We start from the raw sequence: 11,828 nt of genomic DNA, 5'->3' as shown, positions 1-11,828 counted from the left end.
GCGCCGCCTAGCGGCCGAGCCGTCCTCGGCCGGGGCCGCCCGCCGTCGCGCGGGTGGCCCTGGCGCCGAGCGCGCGCAGGTGGTCGGCCAGCTCCGGCGGCTCGTGCACCTCGAACTCGCAGCCCAGCATGAGCAGCCGCATCGCCAGCCACTCCAGTGAGTCCTCCCGGCTCTGCAGCCGGCAGCTCCGTTCGTCCAGCGGCAGCACCTCGTCGGCGCGGGGGAAGCGGCGCAGCACCTCCTCGGCCGGTGCGAAGACGGTCGCCACCGCCCGGAAGGACGGGGTGAGCCGGGAGAACTTGGCGGCCACGTACGCGGCGGCGTCCTCGGCGGGCAGCTCGCGGGCCGGGGTCCGCACGCCGGTCGCGAACGGCTCCGTGATCCGGTCCACCCGGAAGATCCGCCAGTCGTCCCGGCCGTTGTCGTACGCCACCAGGTACCAGCGGCGCCCCGCCGAGACCAGCCGGTGCGGCTCCACCAGCCGCTTGCTCTCGGCGCCGTCGACGGCCCGGTAGCCGAAGCGCAGCCGCTCGCGGTTGGAGATGGCGGCGGCCAGCAGGGTGAGGTCCTCCGGGTCGACGGTCGGCCCGTCCCCCCTGAGCAGCGGGACGGTGGCCTCGTTCAGGGTGCTCACCCGGTGCCGCAGCCGGGACGGCAGCACCTGGACGAGCTTGGCGAGCGCCCGCACCGAGGCCTCCTCGATGCCGCCCACGGCGTGTCCGGCCGCCGCCCGCAGGCCGACGGCGATGGCCACCGCCTCCTCGTCGTCCAGCAGCAGCGGCGGCATCGCGGTGCCCGCGACCAGCCGGTACCCGCCGACCACGCCCATCGTCGCCTGGACGGGGTAGCCGAGGTCGCGCAGCCGCTCGATGTCGCGCCGGATGGTGCGCGGGCTGACCTCCAGGCGCTCGGCCAGTTCACTGCCGGGCCACTCGCGCGGGGTCTGCAGCAGGGAGAGCAGATTCAGCAGTCGTGCCGGGGTGTCCGTCATGGCCGCCAGCATGCCGCAGAACGAGGACGGAATCCGACCTACATGGCTTCTAGAGTCGGCGACGTGCCCCGGACAGCCAAGGAAAGGCGTGCGATGACCGCCGCAGCAGTACCCAGGACCGACACCGGAACCGAACCCGACGGCGTCGCCGACCGCCGTCGCTGGATCGCCCTCGCGGTGGTGATGACGGCCTCCTTCATGGACCTGGTCGACGTCACCATCGTCAACATCGCCATCCCGAGCATCCAGCAGGACACCGGCGCCTCGTTCAGCGCCGTCCAGTGGGTCACCGGCGGGTACGCGCTGGCCTTCGCGATCGGCCTGATCACCGGGGGACGGCTCGGGGACATCTACGGCCGCAAGCGGCTCTTCCTGCTCGGCATCGGCGGGTTCACCGTCGCCTCCGCGCTCTGCGGCCTGGCCACCGGCCCGGAGATGCTGGTCGCCACCCGCGTGCTGCAGGGCGGGACCGCCGCGCTGATGGTGCCCCAGGTGCTGTCGATCATCCACGCGACCTTCCCCGCGCACGAGCGCGGCAAGGTGTTCGGGATGTTCGGAGCGATCGTCGGCCTCGGCGCGGTCTCCGGGCCGCTGATGGGCGCGCTGCTGACCCAGTGGGACCTCTTCGGCCTGCAGTGGCGGCCGATCTTCCTGATCAACCTGCCGGTCGGCGTCGCGGGCCTGCTGCTCGGCCGCCGGTACATCTCCGAGTCCCGCGCCGAGAAGGCACTGCGCCTGGACCTGGCGGGGATGGCGCTGGCCAGCGTCGGCCTGCTGATGCTGATCTACCCCCTCACCCACGGCCGCGAGGCGGGCTGGCCGCTCTGGGGCCACCTCTCGATGGCCGGCAGCCTGCCGGTCTTCGCGCTGTTCGTCCGGTACGAGCAGATCAAGACCCGCCGGGACGGCTCGCCGCTGGTCGAGCTGACGCTGTTCCGGGTGAAGAGCTTCGCGGCCGGCATCGGCGTGCAGCTGACCTTCGGGATCGTCACCGGCATCTTCTTCCTGGTCTGGACGCTGTACATGCAGGTCGGCCTCGGCTGGAGCGCGCTGAAGGCGGGGACGACCGGCATCCCGTTCTCGATCGCGGTCTCGGTGGCCGCCGGGATGTCGGTGCAGAAGCTCGTCCCGCGGTTCGGGCGCAAGGTGCTGCAGGCCGGCGCCCTGGTGATGGCCACGGGCGTGCTGCTCTACATCTGGGAGGCGGACCGGTACGCCGGCGCCATCGCGTCCTGGCAGATGGCGCTGCCGCTGGTCGTGATGGGCGCGGGCATGGGCCTGATCGTCGCGCCGATCACCGAGGCGATCCTCTCCGAGGTGCCGCGGGAGCACGCCGGTTCGGCCTCCGGGCTGATCAACACCACCGGCCAGCTCGGCATGGCGCTCGGGCTCGGCCTGGTCTCGGTGGCCTTCTTCGGGGTGATCGACGAGCAGGCGGCGCCGCAGGCGGTCGGGGCGGAGTTCACCGCCGGTTTCGTGCACGCGATGTGGTGGGTCGTCGGAGTGCTGCTGGCGGTCTTCGCGCTGATGTTCGCGCTTCCCAAGCACTCCGCCGGGCACTGGGCCGAGGACGCGGGGGAGTCCGCCGTGGGCGTCGGCGAGGGTTCGGCCGCGGAGCCGGCCGCCGGGGAGCCCGTGCGCGCGGAGCCGGTGCCCGTCCTCTGACCCGGAGCGCTCCGCACCGGAGCATGCCCGAGGGGTCCCGGCCTGCGGCCGGGACCCCTTCGCGTCGCCGGCCTGACGGGCGCACACTGGACGGGGGGCCAGGACCCGGGACGGCGAAGGCTGGTGGCCCCATGGCAGGGACTCGGACGGCCGGCGGCCGCCGGCCGGTGGACTCCTCGGCGCTGCGCTCGGTGGGCTACGACGCGGCGAGCCGGGTGCTGGAGATCGAGTTCGTCAGCGGCGCGGTGTACAGCTACGCGGACGTGCCCCGGCGGGTGCACGAGGAGCTGATGGACGCCCCGAGCCACGGCCGCTGCTTCGGCCGGACGGTCAGGGGCCGCTACCCGTACCGCAGGATCGGCTGACGAGCCCTCCGCACGGCTGCGCCGGCCCCGGGCGCCGGCGCGGCCGTGCGGCGTCCGGTCTCAGGAGCACCAGAAGAGGATCCGGGTGCAGCTCGGCGAGGCCGTCGGGGAGGGCTGCGGCTGCGGCGTGGTCGGCGCGGGGGCGGGCGTGGTCGGCCCGGGTGCGGGCGGGCCGGGGGTCGTCCCCGGCGCGGTCGCGGGGGCGGGGGCGGCCGTCCCCGGCGCGGGCGCCGCGGCGGTGGCCGAGGCGGAGGCGGTGGGGCTCGGCCGGCCGCTCGGCGTGCCCGTGGCGGGCTTCGCGCTGGTGACCACGGGGGCCGGCGCGGGCGCGGCGGTGGTGGCGGGACCGCCGGCGGTGCGGGTGGGGGACGGCGCGGCGGGAGCGGCGGCCGGTGCGGCCACCGGCTCCTGGTCCGTGCTGGCCAGGGCCACCGCGCCGAGGCCGGCGAGCACCAGGACGGCGGCGCCGAGCACCAGGGCGCCGCGCCGCCGGCCGGACCGGGCCCGGCCGCGCCGGTCGGCCCGCGCCCGGGGCGCCGGGGGTACGGCGGGCAGCGCTTCGGTCGGGGTCCCGGCCGCCGTCGGCAGGCCGGGGCCGGGCGGTGGAGCGGCGGCCATGGCGGCGGCCACGCCGCATCCGGGGCAGGAGAGGGCGCCGTTGAGATGGCGTCGGCAGGATGCGCAGTAGTCCATGTGATCTTTCCGTACGGGCGGAGGCGCGAGGACGCGCCGCCGGCACCGGAGGCCGCACACGCCGTTGTGCACGCACGCGGAGCCTAAGCAGCCCGCGCCGCCCGGGAACAGCCGTTCGTGTGAGGCTTCTGAAAAGATCGCATGGACACCTCAGGACTTCTTCGCCGCGCGCTTCGCCTCCTGCTTGTACGCGCGGACCTGCTCCAGCGACTCGGGCCCGGTGATGTCGGCCACCGAACGGTGGCAGCCCTCCTCCCCGTACGGGCCCGCCGCCTCCCGCCAGCCCTCCGGGGCGACGCCGAACTGCTTGCCCAGCAGGGCCAGGAAGATCTGGGCCTTCTGCTTCCCGAAGCCGGGCAGCTCGTTCAGCCGGGTCAGCAGCTCCTTGCCGCTCCCCACGCCCTCCCAGACGGCCGCGGCGTCCCCGTCGTAGTGCTCCACCAGGAACTGGCAGAGCTGCTGCAGGCGCTTGGCCATCGAGCCGGGGTAGCGGTGCACGGCCGGCTTCTGCGACAGCAGGGCGGCGAAGGCCTCCGGGTCGTAGGCGGCGATCTCGTGCGCGTCCAGGTCGTCCCGGCCCAGGCGCCGGGCGATCGTGTACGGCCCCGAGAAGGCCCACTCCATCGGGACCTGCTGGTCGAGCAGCATGCCCGCCAGGGCGGCCAGCGGGCTGCGGCCGAGCAACGCGTCGGCTTCCGGCTGCTGGGCGAGCCGAAGTGTGATGTCCATGGGTCCGGTCCTCGCTTCCGGCCGGCCGTCGGTCCGTCCGGCGGTGCCAGTCTCCCGGACGCGGCCGGGGGCGCCGGGACAACACGCCAGCGCCCGGCGCCGGTGCCCGCGCCCGCGGTATCCCGCCGGGCCGGATACCGCGGGCGCGGTACGCCGGGTGTCTGCGGACGGGTGACGACAGCGCGGTCCCCGGAAGGGAGGGTGGAACGGACCGGGGGAGAGGCCCGCGGCCCCGCCGGGCCGGGCCGGACAGTGCCGTCCGCACCCCGGCTCCGATCCGCGTGACGGACGGCTGCCCACCGGGCGCCGGCCGCGCCCGGCCGCGCCCCGCCGTACGCGGCGGGTGCCCGCGCCCGGCACCCGTGGCGACGTGCGCGGCGGCGCGCCGGCCGGCCCGACCCCGGGCCCGACACCCTCTGGAGACCCGATGTCCGCGCTTGCCCGCTGGTGCCACCGGCACCGGCTCGTGACCGTCCTGCTCTGGCTGGGCCTGCTGGTCGGCCTCGGCGCGGCCTCGGGAGCCTTCGGCACCAAGTACAGCGACAGCATGTCGATGCCCGCCACCGAGTCCAGCAAGGCCCTGGACCTGCTGAAGGCGGGCATGCCGGCCGCGGCCGGCGACACCGACACCGTGGTCTGGCACACCACCGGCGGTTCGGTGAACGACGCCGCGACCAAGGACCGGATGAGCAAGGTGCTGGAGGAGATCTCCACCGCCCCCTCGGTGGCCTCGGTGGTCAGCCCCTGGAGCCCGCAGGGCGCGGCGCAGATCAGCAAGGACGCCACCACCGCGTACGCCCAGGTGAACTTCACCGGGAACGCCCGGGAGATCCCCAAGGCCGACGTCGAGCACGTGGTCGAGCTGGCCCGGCAGGCCCGCACCGACGGCCTGGACGTCCAGCTCGGCGGGCAGGCCGTGCAGAACAGCGAGAGCGAGATGGGCGGTGCCAGCGAGCTGATCGGCATCGTCGCCGCGCTGATCGTGATGACGCTGGTGTTCCGCTCGCTGTGGGCGGCCGCGCTGCCGGTGCTCACCGCGGTGGCCGGCGTCGGCACCGGCGTGATCGGCACCGGGCTGCTCAGCCACGGGATGAGCGTCGCCTCGGTGGCCCCCACCCTCGGCGCCCTGGTGGGCCTGGGCGTCGGCATCGACTACGCCCTGTTCATCGTCAACCGGCACCGCAAGGGCCTGATGGCCGGGCTGAGCGTCCAGGACTCGGTGGTCCGGGCGCTGAACACCTCCGGCCGGGCGGTGCTCTTCGCCGGCCTCACCGTGGTGATCGCCCTGCTGGGGATGCTGATCCTCGGCATCGGCTTCCTGAACGGGATGGCCATCTCGGCGGCGCTGACCGTCGGGCTGACCGTGCTGGCCGCGATCACCCTGCTGCCGGCCATGCTCGGCATGCTGAAGCTGAAGGTGCTGAGCCGCGCCCAGCGCCGGCAGCTGGCCGAGCAGGGCCCGACCGAGCTGCAGTCCGCCGGCGTCTGGGCCCGCTGGGCCCTGCGGGTGCAGTCCAGGCCGACCGGCAAGGCACTGGTCGCGCTGCTGGTGATGGCCGCCGTCGCGGTGCCGGTGTTCTCCCTGCGCCTCGGCAGCTCGGACGCGGGCAACAACCCGAAGTCCAGCACCACCCGGCAGGCGTACGACCTGATGGCCGACGGGTTCGGCGCGGGCTCCAACGGCCCGCTGCTGCTGGTCGCCGAGGCGCCCGGCGCGCCGGAGCGGGCGGCGCTGGCGAAGCTCGTCACCGAGCTGAGGGCGGTGCCCGGGGTGGCCCAGGTGGCCTCCGCGCCGATGAAGGACGGCCAGAACATCGGGACCGTGCGGGTGGTGCCGAGCACCTCCCCGCAGTCCGAGCAGACCTCGGACCTGATCACCGACCTGCGGGAGCGGGTCGTCCCGCAGGCCGAGGCCGGCACCGGCCTGCAGGTGTACGTGGGCGGTGCCACCGCGACCGCGGCGGACTTCGCGGACGTCCTGATCGCCAAGCTGCCGGTGTTCATCGCGATCATCGTGGGCCTCGGCTGCCTGCTGATGATGGTGGCCTTCCGCAGCCTGCTGGTGCCGCTGATCGGCGTGGCGATGAACCTGCTGACGATGGGTGCGGCCTTCGGCGCGATCGTCGCGGTCTTCCAGTGGGGCTGGGGGTCGGAGGCGCTGGGAGCCGGTGCGGCCGGCCCGATCGAGGCCTTCGCACCGGTCATGATCATCGCGATCCTGTTCGGCCTCTCGATGGACTACCAGGTCTTCCTGATCAGCCGGATGCACGAGGAGTGGACCCACACCCGGGACAACCGCCGGGCCGTGCGGGTCGGCCACGGCGAGACCGGGCAGGTCATCACCGCCGCGGCCGTCATCATGGCCTGCGTCTTCGCCGCCTTCATCTTCGGCGGCCAGCGGATGATCGCCGAGTTCGGGATCGGCCTGGCGCTCGCCGTCCTGCTCGACGTCCTGGTGCTGCGGATGGTGCTGGTCCCGGCGCTGATGCACCGGTTCGGCGCGGCCAACTGGTGGCTGCCGGGCTGGCTGGACCGGCTGCTGCCGCACGTCAGCGTCGAGGGCGAGCCGGACCCGGCGCCGCCGCTGCGGGTGGTCCCGGAGCCGGCGTCCGAGCCGGTGGACGCCACCCGCTGACCGCCCGCGCAGGGCGGGGCCCGGACCGGGCGGCAGGACCGGTCCGGGCCCCGGCCCGTGCCGCCCGCCCCCGGCCACGCCCGTCCTGCTCGCCCCCGGCCACGCCCGTCCCGCCCGCTCCCGTCCCGCCCGATCCCGCCCCGCCGGGCCGCCGCCCGGCCCGCCGACCGCCCCCGACTGCGTACGGTGAAGGAGTGCAGATGGCCGACCCGATCAGGACGTGGCTGCGCGCCCGGCCACTGATGACCGACCTGGCCGTGGCGCTGGTCTGCTTCGTGCTGGTCGCCCCGTTCGCGGCGGCCACCGCCTACCACCGGAACGCCTCGATCCCGGTCTACCTGGTGCTGCTCGCGATCTCCTGCGTGCCGCTGCTGGTGCGCAGCCGCTGGCCCGTCCAGGTGGCGGCGGCGACCGTGCTGATCGGCGTGGTCGAGTTCGTCCTGGTGCCCGTCGACGGGCCGCCGCCGGGAGCCGTCGGCTTCGCCCTCTACGCGGTCGCGACCCGGACCGACCGGCGCACCGCCTGGCGCACCGGCACCTGCGCCGCCGTCGCGCTCACGGTCGCCGGGCTGGTCAGCCGCCCCGGGGTGGAGGAGCTGCCGCAGAACCTCGGCCTGATCGCCTGGACGTCCCTGTCGGTCGCCGTCGGGGACGCCGTCCGCAGCCGTCGCGAGCTGCTCGCCTCCGCGATGGAGCGGGCCGAACGGGCCGAACGCACCCGCGAGGAGGAGGCCCGCCGGCGGGTCACCGAGGAGCGGATGCGGATCGCCCGCGAGCTGCACGACGTGGTGGCCCACCACATCACGCTGGTCAACGCCCAGGCCGGGGTCGCGCACCACCTGATGCGCACCGACCCCGAGCACGCCTACCAGGCGCTGGAGCGGATCCGCGACACCAGCCGCGCCGCGCTGGACGAGCTGCGCGCCACCGTCGGCCTGCTCCGCAACAGCGGCGAGCAGGCGGCCCCCCGGGAGCCCGCGCCGGGCCTGGCCGGTCTGGACGACCTGCTGGAGGCCTTCCGCCACTCGGGGCTGCCGGTCCGGCTGGAGCGCGTCGGCCCGGTGGTCGACCTGCCGCCGATCACCGACCTGACGGCCTACCGGATCATCCAGGAGGCGCTGACCAACACCCACAAGCACGCCGGGCCGGTCGGCGCGCGGGTCCGGCTGGAGTTCGGCACCGACACCCTGCGGCTGACCGTCGAGGACGACGGCCCCGTCCCGGTGGCCGGCCCGCCGCTCGCCGCCGGCCCCGGTGCGGGGACGGGGCACGGCATGATCGGCATGCACGAACGCGCCCGGGCCGCCGGCGGCACCCTCTCGGCCGGCCCGCGCCCCGGCGGGGGCTTCCGCATCCACGCCGAACTGCCGCTGCCCGCCGGCGCCGGCCGAAAGGGCTGCTGTCCATGACGATCCGCGTGCTGCTCGCCGACGACCAGGCACTGCTCCGGGGCACCTTCCGGATGCTCATCGACTCCGCCCCCGACCTGGAGGTGGTGGCCGAGGCCGGCACCGGGCGGGAGGCCGTCCGGCTGGCCCGCACCGCCCGGGTCGACCTCGTCCTGATGGACATCCGGATGCCCGAACTGGACGGGCTCGAAGCCACCCGGCTGATCACCGCGGACGAGGACCTGGCCGGGGTGAAGGTCCTGGTGCTGACCACCTTCGAGAGCGAGGAGTACGTCGCCGAGGCGATCCGTGCCGGGGCCAGCGGATTCCTCGGCAAGGGCATCAACCCGGAGGAGCTGCTGGACGCGATCCGGGTGGTCGCGGCGGGCGACGCACTGCTCTCCCCGGCCGCGACCAAGGCCCTGATCGGCCGTTTCCTGGCCCAGCCGGCGCCCGCCGACCGGGCCGCGCTGCCCCGGCTCGACGTGCTCACCGCCCGCGAGCAGGAGGTGGTCACCCTGGTCGCGGCCGGCCTGTCCAACGACGACATCGCCGAGCGGCTGTTCGTCACCCCGCTCACCGCCAAGACCCATGTGAACCGGGCGATGGCCAAGCTCGGCGCCCGCGACCGTGCCCAGGTGGTGGTGATCGCCTACGAGAGCGGCCTGGTGCGACCGGGCAGCGCGTAGGTGGCCGGGTCGGGCCCGAGGCCGCGGAGCGGCGCCCGGCCCTGGTGCCGTGCGGCGGTCGCTGGTAGGCAGGAGGGGTGCGTTTCGACCGCGTTCCGATGCCGCCGGCCGTCGAGGCCAGGCCCCGCGACACCCGTGGCTACCCGGTGCCGGCCATCACCCCCTGGACCGGGGGCGAGCCGCAGTTCGCGCGCACCGACCACGGCCGCAGCGCCGACTGCGCGCGGGGCCGGCGCTGCTCGGTCTGCGACCGGGAGATGGCGCCCGGCCCGGTCTGGCGGGTGGTCGGCCCGGCGGAGTGCGCCGCGATCGCCGACGCGCTGGCCGCCGGACGCCCGTACCGCAACCTCGCGCCGACCCCGGAGGCCCCCGGCCACCGGGTCTGCATGCTGTACGCCTCGATGGTCTGCCCGTACCTGGCCCGGCCCGGCGCGCGGCGCGGGCTGTCGGCCGACACCCCGGACGAGCTGACCGGGCACGTCGTCCGGGGTGCGGCCAGGGGCGCCGTCGGCGCGGTGGCGGGCTTCGGCGACTACGAGTACGCCGTCACCGGCTCCCAGGTGCTGTTCCGCTTCCTCGGCCTGGCCGAGTTCCTCCCGTACGGCCTGGCCGACGAGCAGCTGGCCGAGCTGCGGGCCGAGATCGCCCGCACCGGTCGGCCGCCCGGGCGCCGGGACGCCCTGCGCGAGCCGCCGCCGGGCCGTCAGGGCCGGTAGGCCGGCAGGCCGGTGTACGTGGAGATCCTCACCGGCGCGGCGGACCCGTCCACCGGGAGGGTGTAGATGCCGTCGGGCGCCCGGACGGCCAGGGTCCTGCCGTCGGGGGACCACGCCGGCTCGGTGAAGTCGGTGGTGGCGCCCGGGGTGAGGTCCTTGGCCGGCCGCCGGGCCACCTCGCCCTCGAAGACGTGGTCGTGGCCGCCCACCGACCGGACGAACACCAGGTCCTCCCCGCCCGGCGCCAGCGCGGGCTGGGACCCGGGGAGGAGCGGGCTGCCCTGCTGGCGCAGGAAGTCGTCCCGGATGTAGACCTCACCGGTGCCGCTGTTCGCGTAGACGGCGGTGCCGTGCGGGCCCGCCGCGCTCGGCCAGGTGTTGCCGGTCTGCGGGAGCGGCTCGATGTCCGGGCCCTCCTCGGCGCCCAGCGACAGCACCTCCGGCGTGCCGTCCACGGCGGTGGCGGCGATGCCCTTGAGCCGGGAGACACCGCCCTTGGCGGCGGCGAAGAAGATGGTGTTCTTCAGGGGCACCTCGACGTCCGGCACCACGGAGCTGACCTGCCAGGTGGGGTGGGACCAGGTCTCCCCGCCCGGGGCCCGGGCGACCAGGACCCGGCCGCTGCCGTCCGGGTCGGCGACCATCAGGTTGCCGGCGCCGTCGACGAAGGCCGCCTTGGCGCCGTCCGGCGACCACGCGAGGTCCCGGACGACGGTGCCGAAGTCGACCGAGGTGCCGTTCATCAGGACGTGGTCGGTGCCGTTGCTGACGGTCAGGTGGTTGCCCGCGGTGCCGTTGACGGCGGCCGGGGTGGCGGCCGTCGTGGCGGGGGCGGCGGTGCCGCTCGGGGCCGGCGCCGTCCCGGCCCCGGACAGCGCGGCGGTGACGGGCGGGGCGGTGACGGGCGGGGCGGCCGCCGGTCCGCCGGGGTTCTCCGGGCCGCAGCCGGCCAGCAGTGCGGCGGCGCCGGCGGTGACGGCGGTGGTGAGGGCCACGGCGGCGACGGTGCTCAGGCGGGTGCGTACGGACATCGGTGCTTCCCCCCGGGAACGGTGACGGTCCCAGCAGGGTGGCAGTCCGGCTTCCGGAATCGATGTGGCGCATGTCACAGCCCTGCTACGGATGCCGCGGCCGCCCGCCTCACCCGGTCGGAGCAGTGCGGGGCGTCCCCGGGCCGCCCGTCCAGCAGGCTGGGCCTGATGCCGGCCGCGCCAGGCCGGCCCTGCCGGAGGGGACCCGCCCGTGCCGACGCACCTCGCCCGCGCGGCCCGCGCCTACTGGGCGTACGTCCGACGCGCCCCCGGCACCCACATCTGGCTGGTGATCCTGTTCGCGACCACGGTGGTGATCCGGCACGTGTCACCAGAGACGGCCGAGCACATCCTGGAGCGGCGCTCGACCAACCTCCACCAGCTCTCCGAGTCGCCCGTCCGGGTGCTGGTGACCAGCGCGATGTGGATCGCGGGCGGCGGCTGGTACTTCTACTTCGTCCTCTACAACATCTTCCACGTGCCGGCCGAGCGCTGGCTGGGCACCGGGCGCTGGCTGGCGGTGCTGCTGATCGCCCACGTCGGCGCCACCTACCTCAGCGAGGGCGTCCTCTACTGGGCGATCGAGCACGGCCACGCGCCGCAGAGCGCCGTCTACACGCTGGACTACGGCGTCAGCTACGCCCTGGCCGGTGTCGAGGCCGTGCTGACGTACCGGATCACCGCGCCCTGGCGCTACCTCTACCTCGGCGGGCTGCTGTTCTTCTACGGCCTCGCCCTGGTCGAGGGCCGGGACTTCACCAGCGTGGGCCACTTCTCGGCCGTGCTGCTGGGCCTGGCCTGCTACCCGCTGGTCCGCGCCCGCCCGGGCCTGTGGGACCCGGTCGAGGCCGGCCGGCGGACCTGGCGCCGATTGCGGCGGCGGCCGGCGCCGGCGCCCTGAGCGGGTCGGCGGCCGGCCGGGCCCG

The 11,828-nt window shown here is 75.3% G+C and carries 11 protein-coding genes; 7 read left to right on the top strand and 4 right to left on the bottom strand.

Translation table 11 applies throughout. The features are described 5' to 3' along the window. Window positions 1-7 precede the first annotated feature (7 nt). Window positions 8-991, bottom strand: coding sequence for a helix-turn-helix transcriptional regulator (locus tag J2S46_RS19595; protein ID WP_191294636.1), 984 nt, complete (start codon window positions 989-991; stop codon window positions 8-10). A gap of 93 nt (window positions 992-1,084) precedes the next feature. Between J2S46_RS19595 and J2S46_RS19590 the strand changes: the two genes are divergently transcribed. Both J2S46_RS19590 and J2S46_RS19585 read left to right on the top strand, forming a co-directional pair. Continuing rightward, on the top strand, window positions 1,085-2,656 hold the full coding sequence (locus J2S46_RS19590) for an MFS transporter (RefSeq protein ID WP_229913426.1): 1,572 nt from the start codon (window positions 1,085-1,087) through the stop codon (window positions 2,654-2,656). Window positions 2,657-2,787: 131 nt separating this feature from the next. Then, on the top strand, window positions 2,788-3,021 hold the full coding sequence (locus J2S46_RS19585; RefSeq protein ID WP_191294638.1) for a KTSC domain-containing protein: 234 nt from the start codon (window positions 2,788-2,790) through the stop codon (window positions 3,019-3,021). Between the two features lie 60 nt (window positions 3,022-3,081). Here J2S46_RS19585 and J2S46_RS19580 read toward each other — a convergent pair whose 3' ends face one another. Next, window positions 3,082-3,714, bottom strand: coding sequence for a hypothetical protein (locus tag J2S46_RS19580; protein WP_191294639.1), 633 nt, complete (start codon window positions 3,712-3,714; stop codon window positions 3,082-3,084). A gap of 150 nt (window positions 3,715-3,864) precedes the next feature. Then, complete coding sequence (locus J2S46_RS19575; RefSeq protein ID WP_191294640.1) at window positions 3,865-4,443, bottom strand: HhH-GPD-type base excision DNA repair protein; 579 nt, start codon at window positions 4,441-4,443, stop codon at window positions 3,865-3,867. A 427-nt stretch (window positions 4,444-4,870) separates the two neighbouring features. Here J2S46_RS19575 and J2S46_RS19570 point away from each other — a divergent pair, with 427 nt between their 5' ends. From J2S46_RS19570 to J2S46_RS19555, 4 genes are all read left to right on the top strand, one after another. After that, window positions 4,871-7,078 (top strand): MMPL family transporter, encoded by a 2,208-nt coding sequence (locus tag J2S46_RS19570; protein WP_191294641.1) that lies wholly within the window; start codon window positions 4,871-4,873, stop codon window positions 7,076-7,078. Between the two features lie 200 nt (window positions 7,079-7,278). Next, window positions 7,279-8,487 carry a sensor histidine kinase gene (locus J2S46_RS19565; RefSeq protein WP_191294642.1) on the top strand — a complete coding sequence of 403 codons (1,209 nt, stop codon included), beginning with the start codon at window positions 7,279-7,281 and terminating at the stop codon, window positions 8,485-8,487. Further along, window positions 8,484-9,155: a response regulator gene (locus J2S46_RS19560; RefSeq protein ID WP_073929058.1), complete on the top strand. Its 672-nt coding sequence runs from the start codon at window positions 8,484-8,486 to the stop codon at window positions 9,153-9,155. The genes J2S46_RS19565 and J2S46_RS19560 overlap by 4 nt, the downstream gene beginning before the upstream one ends. A gap of 77 nt (window positions 9,156-9,232) precedes the next feature. Further along, a complete protein-coding gene (locus tag J2S46_RS19555) occupies window positions 9,233-9,871 on the top strand; it encodes a hypothetical protein (protein ID WP_229913427.1) in 639 nt (212 codons plus the stop codon). On the opposite strand, the gene J2S46_RS19550 is transcribed toward J2S46_RS19555, so the two are convergent. Next, window positions 9,859-10,902: a TolB family protein gene (locus J2S46_RS19550; protein WP_191294643.1), complete on the bottom strand. Its 1,044-nt coding sequence runs from the start codon at window positions 10,900-10,902 to the stop codon at window positions 9,859-9,861. The two genes, J2S46_RS19555 and J2S46_RS19550, sit on opposite strands and share 13 nt — an antisense overlap. 211 nt (window positions 10,903-11,113) lie before the next feature. On the opposite strand from J2S46_RS19550, the gene J2S46_RS19545 reads away from it, so the two are divergent. Next, window positions 11,114-11,803: a rhomboid-like protein gene (locus tag J2S46_RS19545; RefSeq protein ID WP_191294644.1), complete on the top strand. Its 690-nt coding sequence runs from the start codon at window positions 11,114-11,116 to the stop codon at window positions 11,801-11,803. Window positions 11,804-11,828: the final 25 nt, after the last annotated feature.

This window comes from Kitasatospora herbaricolor (genome assembly GCF_030813695.1).
Taxonomy (GTDB): domain Bacteria; phylum Actinomycetota; class Actinomycetes; order Streptomycetales; family Streptomycetaceae; genus Kitasatospora; species Kitasatospora herbaricolor.
This window is presented reverse-complemented; position numbering and strand designations above follow the sequence as displayed.

Excerpts from the sequence above, each read along its gene's own strand:
- J2S46_RS19595 (WP_191294636.1), bottom strand. The coding sequence starts at position 991 with ATGACGGACACCCCGGCACGACTGCTGAATCTGCTCTCCCTGCTGCAG.
- J2S46_RS19590 (WP_229913426.1), top strand. The coding sequence starts at position 1,085 with ATGACCGCCGCAGCAGTACCCAGGACCGACACCGGAACCGAACCCGAC.
- J2S46_RS19585 (WP_191294638.1), top strand. The coding sequence starts at position 2,788 with ATGGCAGGGACTCGGACGGCCGGCGGCCGCCGGCCGGTGGACTCCTCG.
- J2S46_RS19580 (WP_191294639.1), bottom strand. The coding sequence starts at position 3,714 with ATGGACTACTGCGCATCCTGCCGACGCCATCTCAACGGCGCCCTCTCC.
- J2S46_RS19575 (WP_191294640.1), bottom strand. The coding sequence starts at position 4,443 with ATGGACATCACACTTCGGCTCGCCCAGCAGCCGGAAGCCGACGCGTTG.
- J2S46_RS19570 (WP_191294641.1), top strand. The coding sequence starts at position 4,871 with ATGTCCGCGCTTGCCCGCTGGTGCCACCGGCACCGGCTCGTGACCGTC.
- J2S46_RS19565 (WP_191294642.1), top strand. The coding sequence starts at position 7,279 with ATGGCCGACCCGATCAGGACGTGGCTGCGCGCCCGGCCACTGATGACC.
- J2S46_RS19560 (WP_073929058.1), top strand. The coding sequence starts at position 8,484 with ATGACGATCCGCGTGCTGCTCGCCGACGACCAGGCACTGCTCCGGGGC.
- J2S46_RS19550 (WP_191294643.1), bottom strand. The coding sequence starts at position 10,902 with ATGTCCGTACGCACCCGCCTGAGCACCGTCGCCGCCGTGGCCCTCACC.